At 69.7% G+C, this 24406-nt stretch carries 24 protein-coding genes; 11 read left to right on the plus strand and 13 right to left on the minus strand.

From position 1 onward, the window contains the following. Position 1: 1 nt before the first annotated feature. From LT972_RS02515 to LT972_RS02535, 5 genes are all read right to left on the minus strand, one after another. A complete protein-coding gene (locus LT972_RS02515; protein WP_232571622.1) occupies positions 2-256 on the minus strand; it encodes a hypothetical protein in 255 nt (84 codons plus the stop codon). Beyond that, positions 249-1304 carry a ketol-acid reductoisomerase gene (gene ilvC, locus LT972_RS02520; protein ID WP_232571623.1) on the minus strand — a complete coding sequence of 352 codons (1056 nt, stop codon included), beginning with the start codon at positions 1302-1304 and terminating at the stop codon, positions 249-251. Before ilvC ends, LT972_RS02515 begins: the two co-directional genes overlap by 8 nt. Then, positions 1301-1915 (minus strand): acetolactate synthase small subunit, encoded by a 615-nt coding sequence (ilvN, locus tag LT972_RS02525; protein ID WP_232571624.1) that lies wholly within the window; start codon positions 1913-1915, stop codon positions 1301-1303. The genes ilvC and ilvN overlap by 4 nt, the downstream gene beginning before the upstream one ends. Further along, positions 1912-3699 carry a biosynthetic-type acetolactate synthase large subunit gene (gene ilvB, locus LT972_RS02530; protein WP_232571625.1) on the minus strand — a complete coding sequence of 596 codons (1788 nt, stop codon included), beginning with the start codon at positions 3697-3699 and terminating at the stop codon, positions 1912-1914. The genes ilvN and ilvB overlap by 4 nt, the downstream gene beginning before the upstream one ends. Positions 3700-3952: 253 nt before the next feature. Then, the gene (locus tag LT972_RS02535; protein ID WP_232571626.1) at positions 3953-5152 is read right to left on the minus strand and encodes a LeuA family protein; all 1200 of its coding nucleotides are present in this window, start codon (positions 5150-5152) and stop codon (positions 3953-3955) included. Positions 5153-5468: 316 nt separating this feature from the next. Between LT972_RS02535 and LT972_RS02540 the strand changes: the two genes are divergently transcribed. Next, entirely contained in the window at positions 5469-6224 is a 756-nt protein-coding gene (locus LT972_RS02540; RefSeq protein ID WP_232571627.1) for a hypothetical protein, read from the plus strand. Positions 6225-6483: 259 nt separating this feature from the next. Here the strand turns inward: LT972_RS02540 and pdxS are convergent, their stop codons facing one another. After that, on the minus strand, positions 6484-7392 hold the full coding sequence (gene pdxS, locus LT972_RS02545) for a pyridoxal 5'-phosphate synthase lyase subunit PdxS (protein ID WP_232571628.1): 909 nt from the start codon (positions 7390-7392) through the stop codon (positions 6484-6486). A 102-nt stretch (positions 7393-7494) separates the two neighbouring features. Here pdxS and LT972_RS02550 point away from each other — a divergent pair, with 102 nt between their 5' ends. The 3 genes from LT972_RS02550 (at position 7495) to LT972_RS02560 (ending at position 11201) form a co-directional block, all read left to right on the plus strand. Continuing rightward, entirely contained in the window at positions 7495-9390 is a 1896-nt protein-coding gene (locus LT972_RS02550; RefSeq protein WP_232571629.1) for a formate/nitrite transporter family protein, read from the plus strand. Between the two features lie 62 nt (positions 9391-9452). Next, the gene (locus LT972_RS02555; RefSeq protein ID WP_232571630.1) at positions 9453-10133 is read left to right on the plus strand and encodes a DUF1405 domain-containing protein; all 681 of its coding nucleotides are present in this window, start codon (positions 9453-9455) and stop codon (positions 10131-10133) included. A 30-nt stretch (positions 10134-10163) separates the two neighbouring features. Then, complete coding sequence (locus LT972_RS02560) at positions 10164-11201, plus strand: enolase-like domain-containing protein (protein ID WP_232571631.1); 1038 nt, start codon at positions 10164-10166, stop codon at positions 11199-11201. On the opposite strand, the gene LT972_RS02565 is transcribed toward LT972_RS02560, so the two are convergent. Continuing rightward, entirely contained in the window at positions 11198-12106 is a 909-nt protein-coding gene (locus tag LT972_RS02565; protein ID WP_232571632.1) for an HFX_2341 family transcriptional regulator, read from the minus strand. The two genes, LT972_RS02560 and LT972_RS02565, sit on opposite strands and share 4 nt — an antisense overlap. Before the next feature lie 53 nt (positions 12107-12159). Then, positions 12160-13038 (minus strand): hypothetical protein, encoded by an 879-nt coding sequence (locus LT972_RS02570; protein WP_232571633.1) that lies wholly within the window; start codon positions 13036-13038, stop codon positions 12160-12162. A 92-nt stretch (positions 13039-13130) separates the two neighbouring features. Between LT972_RS02570 and LT972_RS02575 the strand changes: the two genes are divergently transcribed. Beyond that, positions 13131-13406, plus strand: a complete 276-nt coding sequence (locus tag LT972_RS02575; protein ID WP_232571634.1) for a PadR family transcriptional regulator — start codon at positions 13131-13133, stop codon at positions 13404-13406. On the opposite strand, the gene LT972_RS02580 is transcribed toward LT972_RS02575, so the two are convergent. Together LT972_RS02580 and LT972_RS02585 are read right to left on the minus strand one after the other, a co-directional pair. After that, a complete protein-coding gene (locus LT972_RS02580) occupies positions 13403-14851 on the minus strand; it encodes a sodium:solute symporter family protein (protein ID WP_232572640.1) in 1449 nt (482 codons plus the stop codon). The two genes, LT972_RS02575 and LT972_RS02580, sit on opposite strands and share 4 nt — an antisense overlap. A 35-nt stretch (positions 14852-14886) precedes the next feature. Continuing rightward, entirely contained in the window at positions 14887-15096 is a 210-nt protein-coding gene (locus LT972_RS02585; RefSeq protein ID WP_232571635.1) for a DUF3311 domain-containing protein, read from the minus strand. Between the two features lie 146 nt (positions 15097-15242). Here LT972_RS02585 and dnaG point away from each other — a divergent pair, with 146 nt between their 5' ends. Then, positions 15243-16514 carry a DNA primase DnaG gene (dnaG, locus tag LT972_RS02590; protein ID WP_232571636.1) on the plus strand — a complete coding sequence of 424 codons (1272 nt, stop codon included), beginning with the start codon at positions 15243-15245 and terminating at the stop codon, positions 16512-16514. Between the two features lie 357 nt (positions 16515-16871). Here the strand turns inward: dnaG and LT972_RS02595 are convergent, their stop codons facing one another. Further along, positions 16872-18194, minus strand: a complete 1323-nt coding sequence (locus LT972_RS02595) for a DUF92 domain-containing protein (RefSeq protein ID WP_232571637.1) — start codon at positions 18192-18194, stop codon at positions 16872-16874. 86 nt (positions 18195-18280) lie between these two features. On the opposite strand from LT972_RS02595, the gene LT972_RS02600 reads away from it, so the two are divergent. Continuing rightward, the gene (locus LT972_RS02600; protein WP_232571638.1) at positions 18281-18889 is read left to right on the plus strand and encodes an undecaprenyl diphosphate synthase family protein; all 609 of its coding nucleotides are present in this window, start codon (positions 18281-18283) and stop codon (positions 18887-18889) included. Positions 18890-18917: 28 nt separating this feature from the next. Here LT972_RS02600 and LT972_RS02605 read toward each other — a convergent pair whose 3' ends face one another. Continuing rightward, on the minus strand, positions 18918-19763 hold the full coding sequence (locus tag LT972_RS02605) for a M14 family metallopeptidase (protein WP_232571639.1): 846 nt from the start codon (positions 19761-19763) through the stop codon (positions 18918-18920). 43 nt (positions 19764-19806) lie between these two features. Further along, on the minus strand, positions 19807-20715 hold the full coding sequence (uppS, locus tag LT972_RS02610; RefSeq protein WP_232571640.1) for a polyprenyl diphosphate synthase: 909 nt from the start codon (positions 20713-20715) through the stop codon (positions 19807-19809). Positions 20716-20874: 159 nt separating this feature from the next. Between uppS and LT972_RS02615 the strand changes: the two genes are divergently transcribed. Genes LT972_RS02615 through hemA form a run of 4 tightly spaced genes read left to right on the plus strand, consistent with a single transcriptional unit; the run spans position 20875 to position 24359 of the window. Then, entirely contained in the window at positions 20875-21291 is a 417-nt protein-coding gene (locus LT972_RS02615; protein ID WP_232571641.1) for a DUF5778 family protein, read from the plus strand. Positions 21292-21343: 52 nt separating this feature from the next. Continuing rightward, positions 21344-22399, plus strand: coding sequence for a siroheme decarboxylase subunit beta (gene ahbB, locus LT972_RS02620; protein ID WP_232571642.1), 1056 nt, complete (start codon positions 21344-21346; stop codon positions 22397-22399). Next, positions 22399-23055: a precorrin-2 dehydrogenase/sirohydrochlorin ferrochelatase family protein gene (locus LT972_RS02625; RefSeq protein ID WP_232571643.1), complete on the plus strand. Its 657-nt coding sequence runs from the start codon at positions 22399-22401 to the stop codon at positions 23053-23055. The genes ahbB and LT972_RS02625 overlap by 1 nt, the downstream gene beginning before the upstream one ends. After that, the gene (gene hemA, locus LT972_RS02630; RefSeq protein ID WP_232571644.1) at positions 23052-24359 is read left to right on the plus strand and encodes a glutamyl-tRNA reductase; all 1308 of its coding nucleotides are present in this window, start codon (positions 23052-23054) and stop codon (positions 24357-24359) included. The genes LT972_RS02625 and hemA overlap by 4 nt, the downstream gene beginning before the upstream one ends. Positions 24360-24406 lie beyond the last annotated feature (47 nt).

Raw genomic sequence — 24406 nt, forward strand, 5'->3', positions numbered from 1 at the left:
CCTACTCCTCGGCCTCCTCTGGTACCGGCTTCTCGCCGCCGCGCTCCCAGACGCGGTTCGCGGTGGCTTCCTCGTCCTCGGGGTTGCGCTGGCTCACGTCCTTCATCTTCTGTTCCCCGTTTTCCTCGTCGCTCTCGTCGTCGACCCGCTGTCCGCCGTCCGCGGCGACCACCGGTCCGCGCTGGAACACGCGGCTGACCGCGTGCTCGGGGTCGGCGGGGTTGCGCTGGCTCACGTCGCCCATCCGGCTAGTCATCGGCGGACACCTCCGTCTCGCGGTCGGTTTCGGCTGTCTCCGTCTCCTCGGCCCACGCGAACAGGTCGCGGAGGCGCTCGCCCACGTCCTCGATGTCGTGGTTCTGCTCTGCTTTCCGGCGCTGGCGGTAGGACGGCCGCCCGGCCTGATTCTCTGCGACCCACTCGGTCGCGAACGTGCCGTTCTGGACCTCGTCCAGCACTTCCTCCATGTTCTCGCGGACGGACTCGTCGACGACGCGCTCGCCCCGGGTCAGGCCGCCGTATTCGGCCGTGTCGGAGACCGAATTCCACATCGCCGCCAACCCACCCTCGTACATCAGGTCGACGATGAGTTTGATCTCGTTCATGCACTCGAAGTACGCCATCTCGGGGCTGTACCCGGCGTCCACGAGCGTCTCGTAGCCCATCTTCGTGAGTTCGGCGATGCCGCCACACAGCACGGCCTGCTCGCCGAACAGGTCGGTCTCGGTCTCCTCGCGGAACGTCGTCTCCACGATGCCGGCGCGCGCACAGCCGATGGCGTCGCCGTACGCGAGCGCTTCCTGTCGCGCCGTCCCGGTGGCGTTCTGGTACACTGCGAGCAGGGCGGGGGTGCCCTCGTCGGCCTGGTAGTTCCGGCGGACGAGGTGGCCGGGCGCCTTCGGCGCAATCATCGTCACGTCCACGTCCTCGGGGGGTTCGATCTGGCCGTAGTGGACGTTGAAGCCGTGTGCGAACTGGAGCGTGTCGCCGGCGTCCAGTTCCGGCTCGATGTCTTCGAAGACGGCCGGCTGGACGGTGTCCGGCACGAGCACGGAGACGACGTCCGCCTCGCTCGCGGCTTCCGTCGGCGTCGTCACGCGCAGGCCGTCGGCCTCCGCGGCCGACCGCGACGAGGAGTCCTCTCGCAGGCCGACCACCACGTCGACCCCGCTGTCCGCGAGGTTCTGGGCGTGCGCGTGGCCCTGGCTGCCGTAGCCGAGCACGGCGACGGTCTTGTCGGTGATGTGTCGTCGGTCTGCGTCTGATTCGTGGTACACTGGCTGGGTGAAATCTGCGTCTGTCATTTCAAGTAATCTGGAACGACTGCCGTCTTCGTCTCGCCGCGCGCCAGCGCCGTCTGGCCGGTGCGCGCTATCTCCCGGATGTTGAACTGCCGGTAGGCGTCGATGGCGTCGTCTATCTTCTGCTCGTCTCCGGTGAGCTCGACCGTAATCGTCCGCGGGCCGGCGTCCAGCGTCCGGCCGCCGTACATGTCGGTGATGGCCTGCACTTCGTGTGGCTTGTCGGCGTCCACTTTCACGACCACGAGTTCGCGCGTGAGCGCGTCGTCTTCCAGTTCGCGGACGTGGATGACGGGGACGACCTTCGCCAGTTGCTTCTCTATCTGGTCGATGCCGGGGTCGGGTTCCTCGACGACGACGGTGATTCGCGCCCAGTCGTCGTTCTGGGTGTCCGCCACGGTCAGCGACTCGATGTTGAACTGGCGGCGGCTGAACAGCCCGGAGACGCGCGCCAGCACGCCCGGTTCGTGTTCCACCAGCGCCGAGATGACCGTGCGCCGGGGCGGGTGTTCGGCCTCCGCCTCGGGGTCGATGCGGATGCCCTGGGAGTTCCGGCGGCCCGTCGGCCGTTCGCGGTCCTCGGGCGCCGGGCCGGGCAGTCCCTGCCCGCTCATAGGTGGCCCTCCGACAGCGCGAACTGTCCGTTGTCGCCGCCCGAGGGGACCATCGGGTAGACGTTCTCCGTCGGGTCGATGTAGACGTCCACGACGCTCGGGCCGTCGACGGCCAGCGCCTCTTGGACGGTGTCGGCCACGTCGTCGTACTCCTCGATGCGGAAGCCCGCGACGCCGAACGCCTCCGCGAGGCGGTCGAACTGCGGCACCCACGGGTACTCCGAGGCCATCCGGCGTCCTTCGAAGAAGGCGTCCTGCCACTGGCGCACCATCCCGATGGCCTCGTTGTTCAACACGAACACCGTGATGTCGAGGTTCTCGCGGGCCGCGACGACGAGTTCCTGACACGTCATCAGGAACGACCCGTCGCCGTCGAAGCAGACGACCGACTGGTCGTCGTCGGCCGCGAGTCGCGCGCCGACGGCGGCGGGGACGCCGTATCCCATCGTGCCGAGGCCGTGGCTCGAAATCCACGTCCGGGGCTCGGTGTACGTCCAGTACTGGCAGGCCCACATCTGGTGTTGGCCGACGCCCGTCGTGACAATCGTGTCGTCGTCGGTGGCTTCGTCCACCGTCTCGACGACGTACTGCGGTTTCACGGGGTCGTCCTCGGACACCGCGTAGTCCATCGGGTACTCGGCCTGCCACTCGGCGCACTGGTCGCGCCACGCCTCGGTGTCCGGCGAGTTCGGCATCGCGTCGGCAATCTGTTCGACGACGGTTCCGGCGTCCCCGACCAGCGGGTGGTCGGCCTCGACGTTCTTCGAGATTTCAGCCGGGTCGATGTCCACGTGGACGACCTCGGCGTCCGGCGCGAACGAGTCGACGCCGCCCGTGAGTCGGTCGTCGAAGCGCGTGCCGACCGCAATCAGGCAGTCGGTGAGCGTGATTGCCATGTTCGCGTAGCCGGTGCCGTGCATCCCCGCCATCTCCATCGAGAGGTCGTGGTCCTCGGGGAACGCGCCGATGCCGGGCATCGTCGTCACCACGGGAATCCCGTGCTCGACGGCGAACGCGCGGACTTCGTCGGTCGCTTCGCCCTTGATGACACCGCCGCCCGCGAGAATCACGGGGCGGTCGGCGGCCGCGATGGTTTCGGCGGCCTCCTCGACGTCTTCGGCGTCGGCGCGCTCCCGGACGCGCACCGTGTCCGGAACGGACGGTTCGCTCGCGCCGGCGTCGGTGTCGTCGGTCGTCACGTCCTTCGGCAGGTCGACGAGCGTCGGTCCCTGCCGGCCGTTCGCGGCGAGCGCGAACGCCGTGCTCACGTCGTCGCCGACGGTGTCGGCGCTCGACGCGAAATAGTTCGACTTCGTGATGGGCGTCGTGACGCCGACCGTGTCGGTCTCCTGGAACGCGTCGTTCCCGACCAACTCCGTGGGGACCTGGCCGGTCAGCGCGACCACCGGGTCGGAGTCCATGTTGGCGTCCGCCAGCCCGGTGACGAGGTTCGTCGCGCCGGGGCCGGAGGTCGCCATGCAGACGCCGGGGTCGCCCGTGACCGCGCCGTAGGCGTCCGCGGCGTGCGCGGCCGCCTGCTCGTGGGCCATCGTCACGTGGCGAATCCCGGAGTCGTAGAGCGCGTCGTAGACGGGCATGATGGCGCCGCCCTGCACGCCGAACACGGTGTCGACGCCCGCGCCTTCGAGCGTCGCGACGACCGAGGACGCGCCGGTCTGTCCGGTCGTCGCTCCGTCGTCGGGCGTCTCGTCGGCGCCCTCGGTCGGCGCCGCGTCGTCGGCTGACGCGCCGGTCGGCTCTCGCACCGTTCCCTGTTCTGTCATCGATACCCCCTCCACGGTGTCGTGTCGCGGTGTCGTGGTGTCGTGTGCATGTCGGCTGCTGCGGTGGCTGTCGGTCGAGCGCTGTACGAATCGGGACGAGGAGAGTGAGGTGTAGGGGAGCTTACGCCCCTACAATACCGACAGCCACACCGCTGACCGCGAGTCGACGACGTGCGGTGTGCGGTAGCATCGTACGCTGGTCGAGGGGAGCCGGGCGTAAAGCAGTTGCTCGGCGCGCAACGTTTGCCGGGCATCACGCCGACACCTCCTCCTGTGCTCGCTCCACGCCGACCTCGCCGGCGAACGCTCGCACGTCGGCGTCGGTCACCGCGCCCTCGTCGCTCGCGTGGGCCTTGACCTTCCGTGTCACCTCTCGTACCTCGGTCTCGGTCGGGTCGTAGCCCGCCTCGCGCAGGTGCTGGCGGACGGCGTGCGTGCCCGAGTGCTTCCCGAGCACGACCTCGCGTTCGGTGCCGACCATCTCCGGCGTCATCACGCCGGGCTCGAACGTCTCGCTGTTCTCGATGACGCCCGCCGCGTGGATGCCGGACTCGTGGGCGAACGCGTTCGCGCCCACAACCGGCTTGTTCACGGGGACGGGCACCGACGAGCGCTCCGCGACCTCGCGGGAGACGTCGGCGATGGCGGTCGTGTCGACGCCCGTGTCGGCGCCGTAGACGCTCTCCGCGCTCATCACGACCTCCTCGAAGGCGGCGTTCCCGGCGCGCTCGCCGATGCCGTTGACGGACACCTGCACCTGGTCCGCGCCGGCCTCGACGCCAGCGAGCGCGTTCGCCGTCGCCAACCCGAAGTCGTCGTGCGTGTGGACGTCGATGCGGGCGTCCGTGTGTTCACCGACGAACGCGACGAGGTCGCCGAATCGATTGGGGGTGGCGACCCCACAGGTGTCGGGGATGTTCACCCAGTCGACGCCCACGTCGTCGACCGCTTCGACGATTTCCGCGAGGAACTCGGGGTCGGTCCGGGTGGCGTCCATCGGCGAGAACATCACGTCGGCGCCCGCGTCCCGCACCTGCTGGACGGCGGCGACGGAGCGTTCCACGACGTCCTCGCGCGTGCTGTGCATGGAGTCTTCGATCTGTACGTCGCTCGTCGACGCGAACACGTGGACCATCTCCACGCCGGTGTCGACGGCGGCGGTCACGTCCGACTCCACGACGCGGGCCAGCCCGCAGGTCGTGGCGTCGGTCGCGGCCGCGATGTCCGCGACGGCTTCGGCCTCGTCGGGGCCGTTCGCCGGGAACCCCGCTTCGACGACGTGGACGTTCGCGTCGTCCAGCGCGGCGGCTATCGCGCGCTTGTCGTCGTAGTCGAAGGAAGTCCGCGGTGTCTGCTCCCCGTCGCGGAGCGTGGTGTCGAAAACTCGTACCGTGTCGAATTCGTTACGCTGGGCTAACGTGCCCTGGAAGAACTCGGTCCCCCGGGTTTGCACCGGGCGTGTCGTTGTGAGACATCGTACCAGTCTCGGAGGCGGGCCCACATATACGTCTTTCCCCCTGACAGACTGTCGCTCGCGACACTCGTTCACGAACGACGGTGGGAGTCGCACAAAACGCAAGACGGCGGCGTGTGCAAGGGTGTATAAGGTGTATGGTCGCGTACCCAGTGTACCGTATCTGAGAACCGAAGGGTTCGCCGCCGACACCGCGATTCGCCCCCGTTCGGCGGGGGTCTGATTCGGGCGCGCGCTCTGTGGCGCGCTCTCACGGAGCAAAAATACTAAGTCTCCAGACATGAGTTTGCCGGCCATGTCGACCACGTCAGTACGGGGCACGATTCGCGGCCTCGGCACTCGCGCGAACCCCGCGTTCGCCACCGGCATCGTCGCGCTCCCGCTCGCCGCGCTCGCGTACGTCGCCGCGTTCGGGACCGTCCAACAACACACCTACGTCCACGTCATGGCCGGCATCCTCTGGACCGGCATCGACCTCTTCATGGCGCTCGTCCTCGGCCCCGTCGTCGGCGGCCTCGACCTCGACGAACGCGCCAGTTTCTTCGAACGCCTCACCCCCAAGACCACCTTCCTCCTCCCGACGCTCGCGCTCGTCACCATCGCCGGCGGCGTCACCCTCGCGCTCCGCCTCCCCTACCTCTTCGAGCACCCCCACGTCTGGCTCGCCATCCTCACCGCGCTCTCCCTCGTCCCGTCGCTCGCGCTCGTCGGCTGGCAACTCGACGTCTTAGACGACTGGCGCTGGCAAGCCTGGTTCGGCCTCGCCGTCGCCGTCAGCGGCGCCTACCTCGCCGCCACCCTCCCCAACTTCGCGTGGACCGAACCCGTCTTCGTCGCCGCCATCCTCGTCGTCGCCGCGCTCTCCGTCCTCGGCTTCGGCGTCCTCATGCCCGGCGAAATCCGGATGTACCGCGAGATGACCTCCGCGAACCCCGACAAACAACTCATCGCCGACATCGGCATGCGCAACGCCAAACTCGGCGGCGTCCAAGGCGCCCTCCAGTTGGTCGTCGTCGCCACCATGGTCTACATTCGCTACGGCGGCTTCTAGTTCGGGTCGCCTCGCTCGTCTTTGACGCTGACGAGAACGTCTCCTCGAAAGCCCCGAGGCTGTGGGCTTGGGGGACTTGCTGCGCGCTTCCCTCGCTTCGCTCGGTTCAGTGCTTGCGTCGTCCGCCGTCGCCCACAGCCTCGCCCCTTTCAGTCCCACCCCGTCGGTTGGCCGGGTGCTGTAGCCGTCGGCTGGTCGGAGTGCTGTCGCTGTCGGCTGTCGAGGATAGAAACGAGAGAATCGAGTGTCGGCTAGCCGGTCAGTTCCCGCGGCCCTGCATCTTCTCCTCTTCGGGCAGGTCGACGTTCGCCTCGCCCTTCATGCCGGACCCGATGTTCGAGGAGATTTCCGCGAGTCGCTCCGGGTCGTCCCAGTTGTTCACGGCGTCCACGACGGCGCGACCCATCGACTCGGGGTCCTCCGCGCCGAAGATGCCGGAGCCGACGAAGATGCCGTCGCACTCGTGGTGCATCATCAAGGCGGCGTCCGCGGGCGTCGCGATGCCGCCCGCCGCGAAGTTCACGACCGGGAGCCGCCCCATCTCGGCGGTCTCGTGGACGAGTTCGGCGGGCGCCTCGATGTCGCGGGCGTAGTGCTCGCGCTCCTCGTGGGTCATCCCCTCGAGTTCGCGAATCGCGCCCTTGATGGTGCGCTGGTGGTGGACGGCCTGATTCACGTCGCCCGTGCCGGCCTCGCCCTTCGTGCGAATCATCGCCGCGCCCTCGTCGATGCGCCGGAGCGCCTCGCCGAGGTTGCGCGCGCCACACACGAACGGCGCGGTGAAATCGCGCTTGTCGATGTGGTACTTGTCGTCGGCGGGCGTCAGCACCTCGGACTCGTCGATCATGTCCACGCCCGTCGCCTCCAGAATCTCGGCCTCCTTCGTGTGGCCGATGCGGGACTTCCCCATCACCGGGATGGAGACCGCGTCGATGATTTCCTGGACGTCAGCCGGGTCGGCCATCCGCGCGACGCCGCCGCGCTTCCGGATGTCGGCGGGCACCGCCTCCAGTGACATCACCGCGACCGCGCCGGCTTCCTCCGCTATCTTCGCCTGCTCGGCGTTCACGACGTCCATGATGACGCCGCCCTTCTGCATCTTCGCGAACCCGCGTTTCACGAGTTCGCTCCCGCGTCGCAGTTCCTCGAGGTCGGTCTCCGTAGCCATACCAGAGGGTAGCGGGCGCCGCCGCTTAATTGGGTCGGTCGCGGAACGCGGGCGTCGCGGACATGCCAACGCATTTGACGCGCGCCGCCGGACGCCCCAACGATGACTGACGGAGACGACGCGGACGCGGCGTCCACGCCGGACAGGGACCGACCACCGAACGCGCAGTCGGACCCGGACCCCGACCTCGCGTCCGAGACGGCGCCCGACCCCGAGGAGTCGGTCCGCGAGGCGGTCGAGCGCTCGCGGAGCGGCGCGCCGGCCGTCGGGTCGGTCGTCCGCGACCGGTTCACGAGCGACGAAATCTTCCAGCGAATCATCGCGGCCGCCGACGAGGAAATCACCTCCGGCAGCCGCGAACTGTTCTTCAGCGCGCTCGCCGCCGGGTTCGCGATTACGATTACGTTCATGCTGTACGTCTCCCTGACCGCCACGACTGGCGGCGACCCCGTCGTGAGCGCGATGCTCTACCCGCTGGGGTTCATCTACATCATCATCGGCGGCTACCAGTTGTACACGGAGAACACGCTGCCGCCGGTCGCGCTCACGCTCGAACGCCTCGCCAGCGTCCCGGCGCTGTTGCGGAACTGGACGGTCGTGCTCGCGGGGAACTTCCTCGGCGGCGCGCTCGGCGCCGCGGCGCTCGCGTTCGGCGGCGTCATCTCGCCGGAGGCCGCCGCGGTGGCGGCCGACCTCGGCAGGAAGGGCGTCGAAACGGCGTGGTGGAGCCTGTTCTCGAAGGCCGCGTTCGCCGGCCTCATCGTCGCCGGCGTCGTCTGGGTGGAGTACGCCGCCCGCGACACCATCTCCCGGATGGTCGTCGTCTACGTCGCGTTCCTCGCGATTCCGCTCGGCGGTCTCTACCACTCCGTCGTCTCGTTCACGGAGATGACGTATCTCGTCCTGCAGGGGTCGCTGGGAATCCCGACGGGCCTCTGGGAGTTCGTGGTGCCCGTGTTGCTCGGGAACACCGCCGGCGGCGTCGTCCTCGTCACGGTCGTGAACTACTTCCAGACGACCGACCACCGACTCGCGTCGGCGCGCTTCGAGGGCGCCGACCGCCAACTCTCGGTTCGGGAGTGGCTGTTCGGCGGCCTCGTCGGCCGGTCGTACGTCCCCCTCATCGACCACACCGACGACGCGCTCGCGAACGCCGACGACCACCGCATCGTGGTCCCCATCTCGAACCCGCGAACCGAGACCAACCTCGTCGAACTGGCGTGCACGCTCGCCAGCCAGCGACCCGGCGCGTCCGTCCACGTCGTCCACATCGTCCAGAAGCCCGACCGGACGCCGCGAGGCTACCGCGTCGACCAGCACGAGCGCATCGTCGCCAACTCCGACGAACTGATGGCCGACATCCGAGCGGTCGCCGCGGAGTTCGACGTTCCCTGCGAGACGTCGACGGTGGTGTCCCACCGGTCCTTCGAGGAGATTTTCGACGTGGCCAAGCGCAAGCGCGCCGACCGCCTCGTGATGGGGTGGGGCGACGACCGCATGTGGTCGAACGGCCGCGCCGAACGCCCGCTCGACGAACTCACGAACCGACTGCCCTGTGACGTGCTCGTGTTCAGGGACCGCGGGCTGGACGCGTCCCGCATCCTCCTCCCGGTCGCGGACAACCCCCACGCGGACCTGAACGCGGAGGTCGCGCGAACGCTCCGCGCGACCGCCGGGTCGGCGGTCACTCTCCTCCGGGTCGTCGACGGTCCCGACGAGCGCGAGGCGGGCGAGCAGTTCCTCGCCGACTGGGCCGCCGAACACGACCTCGAAGACGCGACGCGGGTCGTCGACGACTCCGGCGACGTCGAGGCCGCCATCGCCGACGAGTGCGGCGACCACACCCTGCTGTTGGTCGGCGCCACCTCGCAGGGCCTGCTCTCGCGGCTCGTCCGCGACTCGCTGCACTACGACGTGCTCCGGGACACCGACACGTCGATGATTCTCGCGGAGCGACCGACCGACCGCGGCGTCCTCCAGCGCCTCTTCGGTCGGTAGCCGCGGGCGTCCGGTCTCCGAGACCGCAAGCGCTATGCGGCGGCCACGACACGCACACCCGTATGTCGACGCCGTCCCGTCGGGACCTCCCGTGGTACGTCGCGCCGCTCCCCGACTGGCTGGCGGACCTCGCGCTCCGCCTCGCGTGGGTCATCGCCGCCGTCAACCTCGCGGGGACGGCGTTCGGCTTTTGGTACTACCGCGTCCAGTTCGCCGACACCCCGATTGCGGCGTGGCCGCTCGTCCCCGACAGCCCGGTGGCGACGCTGTTCATCGCGCTGTCGCTGATAGCGTACAAGATGGACTGGGACGCGGACTGGCTGCACGCGCTCGCGTTCTTCGGCTGTCTCAAACTCGGGCTGTGGACGCCGTTCGTCCAGTTGGTGGTGAACGGACAGGGCGGCCTCTGGTGGGTGATGTACTGGTTCCTGATTCTCAGCCACCTCGGGATGGCCCTCGAAGCGTTCCTGATTCACCGGTACGCGACGTTCTCGGTGCCCGCCGTCGCCGTCGCGCTCGCGTGGTACGGCTTCAACGACCTCGTGGACTACTTCGTCTCCGTTCTGGGCGGCCCCCACCACACGCTCCTGCGCGCCGAGCAGACGCTCGCGGGCTACGACCACTCGCTTGCCGCCCACGACCTCGCCGCGGCGTGCGCCGTCGCGCTCACCCTGCTCGCGACGTTCCTCGCGCTCGCCACGCGCGTGAAGCAACTCGAAGTCGAACTCGCTGCGGACCCCTGACTTTTCCCGCCGGCCCGCGAACGCCCGGTCATGTACGACGCCGTCGCCGACCTTCTCGTGACCGTCGAGTCCGTCGAACTGGAGCGTCGCGCCCGCGACACGCCCGAGTTCGAGCGCGTGACCACCGTCGTCTCGCTCTCGGGTGACGGCGAGACGGGCCGCGGCGAGGACGTGACCTACGAGGCGGAACACCACGACGACCTGCTCGACGCCGACCCCGATTTCGACCTCGCGGGCGAGTACACGTTCGCCGAGTTCTCGGCGCGCCTCGACGACGCCGACTTCTGGCCGACCGGCCTCCCCGAGCGCCGCGACTTCGTGGACTACCGGCGCTGGGCGTTCGAGGCCGCCGCACTCGACCTCGGACTGCGACAGGCTGGCGAGACGCTCGCGGACCGCCTCGACCGCGCGTTCGACCCCGTGCGCTTCGTCGTCTCCAGTCGCGTCCCGGAGGGCGACACGGGCCGCATCGAGACCCTCCTCGACCGCTACCCGGCCGCCGAACTGAAACTCGACGTGAGCGACGAGTGGACCGACGACACCTTCGACTACCTCGAATCGACGGGCGCGGTGCGCGTCCTCGACCTGAAGGGCCAGTACGAGGGAACCGAAGTGGACACCGTACCCGACGCCGCGCTCTACGAGCGCGTGTTCGAGACGTTCCCCGACGCCGTCGTCGAGGACCCCGGCCTGACCGACGAGACGCGCCCCGTCGTCGACCGGTACGCCGACCAGATTTCGTGGGACGCCATCATCCACGGCCTCGACGACGTGCGCTCGCTCCCGTTCGAACCGGACTGGCTGAATATCAAGCCCTCGCGGTTCGGCACGCTCGAATCCCTCCTCGAAACGGTCGCGTGGGCGCTCGACAACGACGTGGCGCTGTACGGCGGCGGCCAGTTCGAACTCGACGTGGGTCGCGGCCAACTCCACGAAGTCGCCTCGCTGTTCTACGCCGACGGCCCGAACGACGTGGCGCCACGCGCGTACAACGACGCCGAACTCCCCGAGAATCCGCCGGAGAGCCCGATTCAGGCGCCCGAGGACCACGACGGGTTCGGGTTCTAGTCGCCGTTCTCGTGGGCGCGAACCCACAGTTCGCCGATGCGCGACAGTCGCGTCCGGTACGACTTCCCGTGTTCCTCGCGTTCGACGTACCCCTTCCCGCCGGGGCCGAGTTTGTCCACGGTGTACGTGACCTTCGACCGGAAACTGTCCGTGTACTCCTCGTTCAGGTCGTCCGCGAGCGTCTCCGCGAGTTCGCTGACGGAGTCGAACTCGCCGTGTTCGCCGAGCGTGAAGAGAATGAGTTCCTCGAAGGGCTTGACGTTCGAGAACGACGCCACCGGCAGTTCGGCGACGTGGCTGCCGTCGATTTCGGTGGCGCCGATGGTGGTGCCCCGTTCGTCGAACTCCGCGAGCAGGTCGCGGGCCGCCGACAGGCGCTCGGCGACCGCGTCGGCGTCCACGTCGTCCCCGAGGTCGCCCGCCGCGACGTCGGCGAGCAGGTCGGCGCTCGCGCGAAGTTCCTCCGCGAGTTCGGTTTCGAGGTACTTCTCGGGCGCCGTGTAGTACGTGTGGATGCGGTCGCGGTCGTCCTGTCGCTCCACCATGATGGAGTGGGCGGCGGTCGCGAACGCGAACGAGACGGTGCGGGGCATCGACGCGATGTTCACCCACACCTCGCCCTCGGGGTCGGCGTCGAGTTCGTCCTCGATGAGGTCGAAGGCCTGCTCGAACGCCGCGTCGTAGTCGTAGACGTCCGCGACGGAGACGCGCTCGGTCGCCGCGCCGAGCAGATTCCGGAAGTCCTGTTCGAGTTTCTCGGCGATGCGCTGGCTGTACTCCACGTTCGCCTCGCTGCCGACCGCGCCCTCGAGGAGGATGACGCGGTCCACGGCCAACTGTTCGCGCACGAGCGGCGCGATGAGCCGGTCGTAGTCGAAGCCGACCGGCACGACGTGCGTCTGCATACCCTCGGCTTGGGAACTGGACTGCAAAAGGCTACCCGTGACGGGTCGCCGACCTACGCCGGGGCCGACACGACGAGCGCGCCCTCGAATCGCGGCGACCCGAGCAGGCTCGGGCGCGGGACCGACGACGCGACCTTCAGTCCTAGTCGGTCGTCGCCGGGTCGAACTCCCAGCGCCCGGTAGCGGACGGCGTGCGCGACCACGCCGTCGAGTGGCCACCGGTAGGTCTCGCCGCGCCCTTCGTACTCGGGCGTCGCCGCCCGCGCGGTCGTCGCGTCCGACACGAGGGCGTCGACGACGCCGGCGAGTGTGAGGCGGTCGGCGAGTCCGGTGTCGGTGTCCGTGCGTGCGAGCAGCGGGCGCGCCGTCTTCAGGTCCCGCCCCGCCTCGAACCGGTCGTCCGGGACGACGTGCTTCCGGACCGCGGCGGGGTCGTCGAGCGCTGACGGGTCGAGGCCGGTCGCCTCGGCCACCGCCTCGGGGGGCCGCACGACGCCGCTCGCGAGCATGTCTCCCTCGCCGCTGTCGACGCCCCGCGTCCCCGTGTCGTCGACGCCGCGGACGCCCAGTCTGTGCGTGCCGAGCAGGCCACCGTTCCCGAGCAGCGTCGACCGCCGACCCACCGCGACGGCGAGCACGTCGAAGTCGACCTCCTCGCTACCGCCGTCGGCGCCGACGTGTCGCACGGCGAGCGACTGCTCGACGTCCGCGTCGGCCACGCCCGGCGAGTGAGTGGCAGTCCAGACGTCGCCTTCGGTGGGTTTCGCGTCGGTGTCTCGCGTCGCCGTCTCGTGCACGGACGACCGGTGGACGGGGTTGTTCGTGCCGTACGCGAGCGCGCCGAGTCCGCCGACGGTGGCAGTCGCGCCGCCCGCGAGGACCTGCCGCCGCGTCGGGCCGGCGTCACGCCCGTCGGCGTCGTCGCTTCCCATCGTGTTCCATTCGGCCCGCCGACCGGCGTATATTTTGTGGAGCGGGCGTGCCGACCGCCAGCGGTTTCTCGGCGTGTGGCCTACCCCGGGCCATGAGCAAGTGGCTCGAATCGGGGCTGCGGCGGGACGTCTGCGTCGTCGTCTGCGGGGAGGGAGACCCGACACAGCAGGCGGTCAAGCGGGCGATAGAGCGGAAGAACGACGACCGCATCCGCCCGAAGCGGTTCAACGGCGCGGTGAAGAAACTGGAGTCCGCGGGCATCCTCGAACGCACGCCGGACGGCCTCCACGACCGCCTGTCGCTGACGGAGGCGGGGGAGACGCGACTGCGAGAGCACCGCGAGTGGGAGGCCGAGTACCTCGGTTAGTCGGCGCGCGACGGGTCGAAGTACGCCTCGCGGTTCTCGGAGGTGGCGGGCGCGGTGACGGCGGAGACGCCGACGGTGAGCGCGAGGCCGAGGACGAGGCCGACGATTTGGTTGAACCACCCGAAGTACGTCGACGCGAGAATCGGAACGCCGGCGACTGAGAGGGTCGGGCCGAACGTCGTCGCGAGGTAGAACGCCTGGCTGCCGGCGACGCCCGCGAGCATCCCGGACTTGGTGGTGTGGCGCCAGTAGAGCGCGACGGCGACCGGCGGCGCGAGTTGGGCGAACCCGCCGAACGCGGTCTCGCCGACTTCCAGTAGGCTGCCGGGGCGGAACAGGCTCCCGACGAACGCCGCGATGGCGAACGCGGCGACGCCGACGCGCCCGAGGAAGTCCTCGCGGCGGTCGCTCGCGTCGGCGTTGACGAACGGCCGGTAGAGGTCCCGCGTGAAGTACGACGACCCGGAGAGCAGCATCGAGTCCGAGGAACTCATCATCGCGGCGAGCGCGCCGGCGACGACGAGCGCGGCGAACCAGCCGGGCGTGTACTCGTTCAGGAGGACGGGGACGATGTTCTCGCCCTGCGGGAGCGCGATGCCGACGCCCTGCGCCCACGCGCCCATCAGGAACGCCGGAACGAACAGGAGCACGACCAGCAGCGGCCACACCGCGAACGTGCGTTTGAGGACGCGTTCGGACTTCGCGACGAAAAAGCGCTGGTTCACCTGCGGGAACATCGTCACGCCGAACGCGATGCCGATGGCCTGCGAGAGCATCCACTGCGGGGTGTTCGGGCCGCCGCCGAGCGCGCGGAACTCCGCGGTGAGCGCGCCCGAGAGGCCGCCGGTCGTTCCCGATATCTCCGCGGCAATCCAGAGGAACGCGACCCACGTGACGCCGAGCATGAACACGCCCTGCAGGGTGTCGGTCCACGCGACGCCGCGCATCCCGGAGAGCGCGACGTACAGTATCATGAACAGCGTGATGAAGCCCGCGCCGGCCCAGTACGGCACGGCCCCGTTCGTGAGGCCGGCTAGCGCTTCGCCCGCGCCGATTTGCTGGAGCATCACGTACGGGAACAGCCAGAAGATGGAGACAGCGGCGACGAGGCCGCGGAGGGTGCGGGAGCCAAAGCGGTCGCCGAGCATCTCGCCGAGCGTGACGTAGCCGTGTTCGTTGCCGAGGAGCCACTGGCGGTAGCCGAGCAGATACCAGAGCAGGCCGAAGAGGACGCCGTCCATCAGCCCCATCACGAGAATCCACTCGGGGCCGGTGGCGTACGCGATGTTCGGGCCGGCGAAGAACGTGAACGCGGACAGCAGCGTGGCGAACGTCGTGAACAGGAGGACGCCGGTGCCGAGGCCGCGCCCGGCGAGGTAGTAGTCTTCGGCCGTGCGGTCGGTGGCGCGGTACGCGACGACGCCGACAGCGAGCGCGACCACCATGTAGGCGGCGACGACGCCGATTTCGACGAGGACGCTCACGCGGACCCCTCCACGAACGTCCCCCAGTCGCGGCGCGCGAACGCGGCGAACGCGAGGCTGGCGGCGACCATCCAGCCGACGTGCCACCACAGCCACAGCGGGAGACCGGCGACGAGCGTGTCGTTCCGCCAGAGGAACCACGGGATGCTAAACGCCACGAGCGCGGCGAAGACGACGCCCCACCCGACGGCTTCGCGAGACGGCATATCGACGAGACGTTCCCTACACGCACGGTTAAACGTTGCTTACGGTCGCCGAATCGGCGTTTCGGAGAACTTTTCTCTCGGGCAGTCGGTCGTCGCGACAGCTATTTCCCGCGCGCCCGCCTACCACACTGACAGAACCGAGACCGATGGAGGACACCGCGAAGTACCTGATTCACGCCGACCTCGTCGCCGACGGTATCGTGGAGCGAAGCGACGTCGTCGGGGCGGCGTTCGGGCAGACCGAGGGGTTGCTCGGGGACGACCTCGACATCCGCGACCTGCAGGACTCCGCGAAACTCGGCCGCATCGACGTCTCCGTCGATAGCGAGGGCGGCCAGTCCTTCGGTCACATCACCATCGCGTCCAGTCTCGACCGCGTGGAGACGGCGACGCTCGCGGCCGCACTGGAGGCCGTCGAGCGCATCGGGCCGTGTCGCGCGCAGGTCGAAGTCAACCGCATCGAGGACGTGCGCGCGGCCAAGCGCCGCGAGGTCGTCGACCGCGCGAAGGAACTGCTCGCGAACGCCTTCGACGAGGGCGCCATCGACTCCGACGACATCCTCCGGGAGGTCCGGGAGAGCGTGCGCGTCGAGGACATCACCGACTACGAGGGCTACCCCGCCGGGCCGAACGTCGCGTCCAGCGACGCCGTCGTGGTCGTCGAGGGGCGGGCCGACGTGGTGACGCTTCTCGGCTACGGCATCAAGAACGCCGTCGCCGTCGAGGGGACGAACGTCCCGGAGGAAATCGCGGCGCTCACGAACGAACGCACGACGACGGCGTTCCTCGACGGCGACCGCGGCGGCGACCTCATCCGCCGGGAACTCGAACAGGTCGGGGACGTGGACTACGTCGCTCGCGCGCCCGCCGGCGAGTCAGTCGAAGACCTCTCCCGGCAGGCCGTCGACACCGCGCTCCGCGAGAAGCAGCCGGTCGGGGACGCCGAGGACGCCGCGGGCGCGAACGTCGACGCCGCACTCGGCGCCGAGGAAGACGAGGCGACCGCGGCGACGGACGGGAGCGCGACCCCGGCGCCCGCCGCGACCGACGCCGAGTCGCCGAGCGAACCGAGCGTCGAGGATTCGGCGACCGAGGCGGACGACGCGGCGGCCGAACCCGCCGACGAGGCGGTGCCGAAGACGCTCGCCGACCACGTCGACGAGGTCGTCGGCGCCGGGACGGTGCGTCTGCTCGGGGACGACCTCGACGCCGTCTGCGAGTCGCCGGCCGGCGACGCCTTCGACGCGCTCGAAAGCGCGGACACGGCGCCGAACGTGGTGGTCGTGGACGGCACCGTCACCCAGAAACTACTCGACTTGGCGGCTCAGCGCGGCGTCGGCACGGTCGTCGGCGCCGACACCGGCGAGTTCGTGAAACAGCCGGCGAGCGTGCGCGTTCACGACGCGACCGCCTACTGATTAGGGTGTGGTTTTCTCGGACAGGTACTGTTGGAGTTCTAAAACAGCGTTTTGGATACCATCTCGAAATCCCCTGCTCGCTCGCGGTCGCTCGCTGGCATATCGCTCACTCCGTTCTCGATAGCGGCCACCGAGACGACCACGACGAACGCGAGCGAGCAGCCCCTTTCAATCCCACCCTCGACCGGTTGGTCAGCCGGTATTGGACGGGACTGAAAGGGGCGGTCGGCTCGGTGAACCTCGGCGACGCAAGGACCGCAGGCTGGAGGCCGAGGACCGAAGCGAGCCGCGGGAGCCGAGCCGACCGGGGCTTTCGAGGTGGAACTAACACCGACGACGTCCTCCGAACCGGCCACTTCAAACGAGACCGACCGCGAGCGCCAGCAGGCCGCCGGCGACGCCGCCGGTGAGCGTCGCGAGGAAGTTCACGCCCTGATTCCCGACGATGCCGCCCTCGACGGTGGCGCCGGCGAGGCTGTCGGCGGTCATGCCCGCGATACCGGCGAGGACGACGACGCCCGTCGCCGCCGCGCCGAAGTCGAAGACGGCGACGCAGAGTCCCGCGATGACGGCGGCGCCCGCGACGCCCGCGAGTTCGCCCTGCCACGTCACCGCGCCGTCGGTGCCGGGTTCGACGCGCTCGAAGGTCGTGACCAGCCGCGGGTCGTCGAAGAGGCCGCCGACCTCCGAGGACAGCGTGTCCGCGAGCGCGGTGGCGATGCTGCCGGCGTAGGCGAACTGGTAGGCCGTGTCCGACAGCGGTACGTGGGCGTGGGCGGCGTACAACAGGAGCGCGAACAGCGCCGCGGCGGAGTTCCCGAGGACGTTTCCGGTGCCGCGAGCGCCCTCGTTGGGCTCCGCGACGCCGCGTTCGAGTTTCTGGTCGTACCGGAACTTCGTCGTCAGACTCCCCACCGCGAAGAACGCGATGAGCAACACGAACCAGCCGTAGCCGCCGAGTACGACGGCGAGCAGACCGAGGAAGACGCCCGTGAGCATCCCCGCGACCGAGGTCGCGCCGAGCGCGTGGGAGGCGTAGCCGAACGCGGCGGTGACGCCGAGCGCCACCAGCACGCGCTCCCACGCGGTCGCCGGCGGAACGGCGTCGAGGGGCGCGAGCACGGCGAACAGCCACAGCAGGAGCGCGACCGTCACCAAGACGACGGGGTCGTCGCGAACGGAGAAGAACGTCCGCAGGATGCCCGCGAGCAGCGCCGCGCTCGACGCGATGAACACCCAGTGGGGGTAGTTCGCGGTCGCGTCGGTGAGCGCGGCGACGACTGCCTGGCCGGCGAGCGCGGCGAGCGCGCCGAGCACGACGAAGCCGACCATCGAGAGCGCCCGGTGTTCCCGGTACTGGAGCACGAGACGGCGCCCGAGGTCGCCGTACCCGACGACGAGCACGCTCGCGACGAACACGCCGACCGGCACGTCGAATATCGGGACGAGCAGGCCGACGCCGGTCGCGGCGAGCGCGAACGACACGAGCGTCCGCAGGCGCTCGTCGCGTCGGTCGCGGGCCGTCGAGAACACCTCGAACAGCCAGCCGTCGGTTATCGTCGCGCCGAGGACGGCGACCACGGCGAACGGCACCGCGGCTGCGCGGCCCAACAGCGGTGCCGACAGCGACAGCGTCGCCACGAGCGCGAACGCCGCGGCGCGCCGCAGACTCCAGTTCACGTCCTCCGTCGGTTGACCGGGGCCGCACTTAACTTCCCCGAACCCGGACCCGCAACGTTTTGAACGACGGCGGCCGATTCGAGTGCGTGGGACTGTACGACCGCTACCTCGCGCTCCGGGTGCGCAGACACGACGCCGCGGCGCCCGACCACGTCGCGCTCGTCATCACGGAGCGCGACCTGCTGGAAGCCGGCGCGTACGACACGCTCGCGGCGTTCTACGACTGGGCGTTCGACTACGGCGCCGAGCGCGTCACCGTCTACGTGAGCGTGCTCGACGAGGCCGCGGTGCCGACGCTCGAACGGGAACTCGCGAACGTTCCGGCGCCCCGCGAGGTCGCGGTGCGCGGCCCCGAGGACGACCGGCGCGCCGACGCCCCGATTCAGGTGAGCGTCGGGCACGGCGGCAAACGCGAGTTCGCGACGGCCGTCCGGAACGTCGCCGAGGCCGTCGACGCCGGCGACCTCGACCCCGAGGACGTGGACGAGTCGACCGTCGAGTCCGAACTCGTGTTCCCCGAGGAACCCGACCTCGTCATCAAGACCGGCGCGGAGCGCCTCTCGGATTTCATGATTTGGCAGTCGGTCTACTCGGAACTCTACTTCACGGACGTGAACTGGCGGGACTTCCGCAAGCGGGACTACCTGCGCGCGGTCTTGGACTACGAGAACCGACAGCGCCGGTTCGGCCGGTAATCCCTGGGGCCCGGACGGTAAGCCCGGCTTACTCGCCGTCCTGCGGCGGCGTCCCCCACGCCGCCCGCGCTTCCTCGACGGCCTCGCCGACGAACGCGCCTCGGTAGCCGAAGATGTCGTCGTAGCCCGTCTCGGACATCAGAATCGGGTAGAACGACTCGTCGGCCACGAACTCCTCGTCGGTCGTCTCGGCGTACGTCTCGCCGGCCTCGACGCGCTCGAAGTTCTGTGCGAGCAACTGGGCGTCCTCCTCTTCGGGCTTCTCGGCGACGCTCTCGGCGGTGTAGAAGTCCGGGTCGCTCTCGGGGGGCTCCTCGGGGAGCGCGTCGGTCAGGCGGAGGAACGCGCGCACCATCTTCGTCGCGTTCGTCGTCGCGTTCTCCGTGAGTTGACGGCCCGCCTCCACGGTGACGACGCCCTCGCAGGACGTGAACGCGCCGTCCACCGCCGGGTCGTGGTTCACGACGTTCGACACCGGCAGTTGGCTCGCCACGGCCTGCGCGTCCGGGTTCGACCCGGAGACGAACGCCAGCGGCTCCACGGAGGAGTGCGTCGAGTGAATCGAGAGCGTCAGGCAGTCCGCGAGCTCGGCCTTCAGTTCCGCGGCGAGCCGACGCTCCCGGTCCTCGGAGCCCGGGTCGCCGGGGAACACGCGGTTCATGTCCGCGTCGAGATACCGGCGGTGTGCGACCGCCGCGGCGGGGTTCGCGAGCACGAACTTCACCGGACGCTGGAGTTCCGGGTCCCTGTCGAGGACGTGCTGTATCGCGCGCGGCCCGCTCGGTTCGTCGCCGTGAACGCCGCCGACCACGGCGAGGTCCGGGTCGCCGTCCCCCAGTACTGTCGTGTCGATGTGGACGTCGTCGCCGAACACGCCACGTACTACTGCCAGCGCGCACGTAAGGCCGGTGGCCGACTCAGTCAGCCGACCGACCGTCGCCGTCCACGTCCTCCGGGGGGTCGGGGAGCGTCCCCTTCAGTCGGTCGAGGACGCGCCGCGCCTCCTTGACTTCGGTGCCGAGCGACCGGACGAGCGCGAGCGCGCGCTTCGCTCGCGTGCGCCGCCACGACGCCTCGCGGGACTCGTAGGTACGGACGGCGCGCAGGAAGTCGACCTTCGAGAACTCCGGCCAGTACGGCGTACAGAAGAAGACCGCGGCCTCGCTCCCGTTGGCGTGCCACGGTAGGAAATTCGACGTGCGCTCGGCGCCGCCGGTGCGGATGATGAGGTCGACGTCCCGCGCGGGACTGGCGTGGAGCCGGGACTCGATTTCGCTCACGCCCACGTCCTCGGGGTCGAGGTCGCCGGCGTCGACGGCCTCGGCGACGTCTCGTGCGGCGCCGAGCAGTTCGGCTCGCCCGCCGTACGCGAGCGCGATGTTCAGCGTGAAGCCGTCGTAGCCCGCGGTGCGGCGCTGGGCGTAGTCGACGGCGTCCTGCACGCGGTCGGGGAGCAGGTCGGTGTCGCCGATGGCGCGAATCCGGACGCCCTGCTCGTGGACGCGGTCGGCGTCCGCGAACTCGCGGAGTTTCTCCACGAGCAGGTCGAAGAGGTGTTCGTTCTGGTCGTCCGGGCGGTCGAAGTTCTCCGTGGAGAACGTGTACAGCGTGAGTTCCTCGACGCCCATCTCGGCACACCAGTCGAGAACCCGCTCGGTGGTCTGGGCGCCGTGCTGGTGGCCGCGGCTCGCGTCCTGCCCGCGCTCGCGAGCGTACCGTCGGTTACCGTCCTGGATGACGGCGACGTGCGCGGGCGCGCCGTCGATTTCGCGCCGGAGCACGCGCTCGTACACCGCGTCGACTGCCCCGCGAGCCCACTCTCGCATCGGTTGAACGGACGGCAGACTCACGTATGAGTTTTCTGCTCCGGTGGAGATAGTCGCAAAAACGACTCGCGGGCCGGCTCCGCGGGGGCGAGCCGGGAGACGGCGCCGAGAGCCGGTCGAATCGCCACACGTATTGCGGGCAACGTCTACCCTTCAGGCATGAGCGAGACGGCGAACGCGGACCTCTATCGGCGGACGGTCGACCTCCTCCAGCCCGGCGACATCGAACTCGCTGGCGCGGTCGTCCACACCGACTACGACAGCGACGAGGAGAGCCTGCTCCACCAACTGACCCTCGACGCGGGCGACGCAATCGCGGGCCACGCCGAGAAGGGCGACACGTACGTCTACTCGGGCAACGACAGCGACGAGTTCGGCGTGAACCAGCACCAGGGGCTGACCCTCGACGGCGACGAGTTCGTCTGGGAGTGCCAGCAGTTGCTCCGTGACGGGCGCTTCGACCTCGTACTGTACTGGGAGGCGACCGGCGACCACGACGCCGTCCTCGAGGACATCCGGGCGGTCGAGGGCGCCGGCGAGGTGGTCGGCGTCACCGAGGACGGGTTCGACGCCTGAGGAGGCTCGCTGGAGTCGGGTCGTTTATTGGGCGTGACGCCCGACTACGCGTATGGACATCGCGGACCTCGACGACCGGGACCGCGCAGTATTGAACGCCTTCCAGGGCGGATTCCCGGTCGTCGAACACCCCTTCGAGCCGGCGGCCCACGCGCTCCGGTCGCGGGGGGTGGAGATGACGCCCGACGACCTCCTCGATCGCGTGCGGACCCTCGACGACGAGGGCGTGCTGACGCGGTTCGGCGCGCTCATCAACGCCGAGGAAATCGGCGGGAGCGCTTCGCTGGTGGCGATGCACGCGCCAGAGGAGGAGTTCGACGAAATCGCCGACACCGTCAACGACCACCGGGAGGTCGCGCACAACTACGAGCGCGAACACCCACACCTGAACATGTGGTTCGTCGTGTCGGTCGCCGACGAGGACCGCGTCGAGAGCGTGCTCGCGGAAATCGAAGACGAGACCGGGCAAGAGACGTACAATCTCCCGAAGCAACGCGAGTTCCGCGTGGAGGCGAAGTTCCTCGTGGACGGCCCCGTCTCGGACGGCGACGTCGACCTCTCTCACCTGGGGACGACGCCGGAACCGACAGACAGGGGAACCATCACGCCCGCGGAGCGCGACCTCGTGTTGGCGGTGCAGGACGGCCTCCCCATCGTGGAGACGCCGTACCGCGCCGTCGCGGACGACATCGGCAAAGACTCCGAGTGGGTCGTGCAGACGCTCCGACGGTTCAACGAGGAGGGGAAGGTGCGCCGGGTCGGCGTCATCCCGAACCACTACGCGCTCGGGTACACGGAGAACGGGATGACCGTCTGGGACGTGCCCGACGAGAAAGTCAACGAGGTCGGACCCGCCGTCGCCAGTCTGGACTTCGTGACCCACTGCTACGAGCGCCCGCGCCACGACGGCGTGTGGCCGTACAACTTCTTCGCGATGACACACGGGCGCAGCGAGGAAGAGAGCGAGCAGCGAATCGAGCAGGTCCGGGAGGTGATGGCCGACCACTGGGACGTCGGCGACGACGACTGGGACACGCTGTTCTCGACGCAGATTCTGAAGAAGACGGGCATCCGGTTGGACGAGCGCGCGGACGCGAACACCGCCTGATGATTCCGCTGGTCCACGACTTCCGCGGGGCGACCGTCTTGGTCGTCGGCGGCGGACCGGTGGGCGCGCGGAAGGCCCGCCGGTTCGCGAGCGAAGCCGACGTTGTCGTCGTCAGCCCCGCGTTCGCGGACGCCGACTTCGGGGGCGCGGAACGCGTGCGCGCCGAACCCACGCCTGGGGAGGCGGGCGACTGGATAGAGCGAACCGACCCCGCGCTGGTCGTCGCGGCGACCGGCGACGAAGAGGTGAACGCGGCGTTCGCGGCGGCGGCGCGGGACGCCGGCGCGCTCGTCAACCGCGCCGACGAGGCGGGCGCTCGCGACGCCGAGAGCGTCGTCGTGCCGGCGACGTTCGAGGACGACCCCGTGACCGTCGCCGTCTCCACGAGCGGCGAGAGCCCCGCGCTCTCGAAGTACCTCCGCGAGCGCCTCGACGAGGAGTTCGCGGGCGCCGGCGAGATGGCGGGCCTGACGGGCGACCTGCGCGCCGACCTGAAAGCGGCGGGCGTCGCCGCGGACCGCCGCCGTGACGCGGTGCGCGCCGTCGTGCGGTCGAACGCGGTTTGGAAGGCTTTACGTACTGGAAGTTCCAACCCTCGGAAAACGGCCGAGGGCGTGGTTTCGGACGCGCTCGGCGATGTGGAGTGGTCTACGTGAACGGAAACACTGGCGTCGTCTCCGGCCTGCGCGTCTCCCACGAGACGGCCTCGCTCGCGGAACTCGAGGCCGCGAGCGCCGACTCTGCCGAGGACGCGCTCGACGCGCTGCTCGACCGGCCCGCCGTCGAGGAGGCGTTCGTCCTCCAGACGTGCCACCGAGTCGAGGCGTACGCGGTGACCCAAGACCCGGCGTCGGGCCGTCGCGCGCTCGCCGCCGCGGGCTTCGACCCGGCGGCCGCGGGCGCCGTCTCGATGGGCCACGAGGAGAGCCTGCGACACCTCCTCCGGGTCGCCGCCGGCCTCGAATCGCTCGTCGTCGGCGAGGACCAGATTCTCGGACAGATTCGGGACGCGTACGACGCCGCCCAGGACGCGGGCGGCATCGACCGCGTGCTCCGGCAGGCGGTGACGAAGGCGATTCACGTCGGCGAGCGCGCGCGCACCGAGACCGCCATCAACGAGGGGGCGACCTCTCTCGGCACGGCGGCGGTGCGACTCGCCGAGCGCCGGACGGAACTGGACGACGCCACCGCGCTCGTCGTGGGCGCCGGCGAGATGGGCGCGCTCGCGGCGAAGGCGTTCGCGAGCGCGGGCGTCGCCGAGGTTGTCGTCGCGAACCGCACGCGGGAGCGCGCCGACCGCGTGGCGGAGTCGGTGGACGCGCCGGCGGAGACGGCGACCCTGGACGACGCCCGCGACCGCACCGGTGACGCGGACGTGGTGGTCGCGGCGACGAGCAGTCCCGGCTACGTCCTCGACAGCGCGTCGTTCGCGGGCGCCGGCGAGACGGTCGTCGTCGACCTCGCGAAACCGCGGGACGTCGAACCCGAGGCGGGCGAGGTCGCCGAGGTGTCCGTCCACGACCTCGACGCGCTGGAAGCGGTGACCGAGGCGACCCGCGAGCGCCGCGAGGACGCCGCTCGCGAGGTCGAGTCGATGATCGCCGAGGAGTTCGAGCACCTGCTCGCGCAGTACAAGCGCAAGCGCGCCGACGAGGTCATCGCGCGGATGTACGAGAGCGCGGAGGGCCTGAAGAACCGCGAGGTCGCGACCGCGCTGCGGCGCCTCGAAGCCGAGACCGGCGAGGTCTGCGAGGCCGAACGCGAGGTCGTGGAGTCGATGGCGGACGCGCTGGTCAGCCAACTGCTCGCCGCGCCGACGAAGAGTCTGCGTGACGCCGCCGCCGAAGACGACTGGTCGACCATCGCGACCGCGCTCCAGTTGTTCAACCCCGAGTTCGAGGACGGGATGCCGTTCGACGCCGCGCCGAGCGACGCGACGCCCGCCGAGAGCGAGGACTGATTCTGCGTCACGCGAGCGCGCCGGCGAGTATCGTTATGTGGCTGGCG

Source organism: Halobacterium litoreum (assembly GCF_021233415.1).
Lineage (GTDB): Archaea > Halobacteriota > Halobacteria > Halobacteriales > Halobacteriaceae > Halobacterium > Halobacterium litoreum.

Coding starts and splice junctions, on each gene's coding strand:
- LT972_RS02515 (WP_232571622.1), bottom strand. CDS start 256: ATGACTAGCCGGATGGGCGACGTGAGCCAGCGCAACCCCGCCGACCCC.
- ilvC (WP_232571623.1), bottom strand. CDS start 1,304: ATGACAGACGCAGATTTCACCCAGCCAGTGTACCACGAATCAGACGCA.
- ilvN (WP_232571624.1), bottom strand. CDS start 1,915: ATGAGCGGGCAGGGACTGCCCGGCCCGGCGCCCGAGGACCGCGAACGG.
- ilvB (WP_232571625.1), bottom strand. CDS start 3,699: ATGACAGAACAGGGAACGGTGCGAGAGCCGACCGGCGCGTCAGCCGAC.
- LT972_RS02540 (WP_232571627.1), top strand. CDS start 5,469: ATGTCGACCACGTCAGTACGGGGCACGATTCGCGGCCTCGGCACTCGC.
- pdxS (WP_232571628.1), bottom strand. CDS start 7,392: ATGGCTACGGAGACCGACCTCGAGGAACTGCGACGCGGGAGCGAACTC.
- LT972_RS02550 (WP_232571629.1), top strand. CDS start 7,495: ATGACTGACGGAGACGACGCGGACGCGGCGTCCACGCCGGACAGGGAC.
- LT972_RS02555 (WP_232571630.1), top strand. CDS start 9,453: ATGTCGACGCCGTCCCGTCGGGACCTCCCGTGGTACGTCGCGCCGCTC.
- LT972_RS02560 (WP_232571631.1), top strand. CDS start 10,164: ATGTACGACGCCGTCGCCGACCTTCTCGTGACCGTCGAGTCCGTCGAA.
- LT972_RS02565 (WP_232571632.1), bottom strand. CDS start 12,106: ATGCAGACGCACGTCGTGCCGGTCGGCTTCGACTACGACCGGCTCATC.
- LT972_RS02570 (WP_232571633.1), bottom strand. CDS start 13,038: ATGGGAAGCGACGACGCCGACGGGCGTGACGCCGGCCCGACGCGGCGG.
- LT972_RS02575 (WP_232571634.1), top strand. CDS start 13,131: ATGAGCAAGTGGCTCGAATCGGGGCTGCGGCGGGACGTCTGCGTCGTC.
- LT972_RS02580 (WP_232572640.1), bottom strand. CDS start 14,851: ATGGTGGTCGCGCTCGCTGTCGGCGTCGTCGCGTACCGCGCCACCGAC.
- LT972_RS02585 (WP_232571635.1), bottom strand. CDS start 15,096: ATGCCGTCTCGCGAAGCCGTCGGGTGGGGCGTCGTCTTCGCCGCGCTC.
- dnaG (WP_232571636.1), top strand. CDS start 15,243: ATGGAGGACACCGCGAAGTACCTGATTCACGCCGACCTCGTCGCCGAC.
- uppS (WP_232571640.1), bottom strand. CDS start 20,715: ATGCGAGAGTGGGCTCGCGGGGCAGTCGACGCGGTGTACGAGCGCGTG.
- LT972_RS02615 (WP_232571641.1), top strand. CDS start 20,875: ATGAGCGAGACGGCGAACGCGGACCTCTATCGGCGGACGGTCGACCTC.
- ahbB (WP_232571642.1), top strand. CDS start 21,344: ATGGACATCGCGGACCTCGACGACCGGGACCGCGCAGTATTGAACGCC.
- LT972_RS02625 (WP_232571643.1), top strand. CDS start 22,399: ATGATTCCGCTGGTCCACGACTTCCGCGGGGCGACCGTCTTGGTCGTC.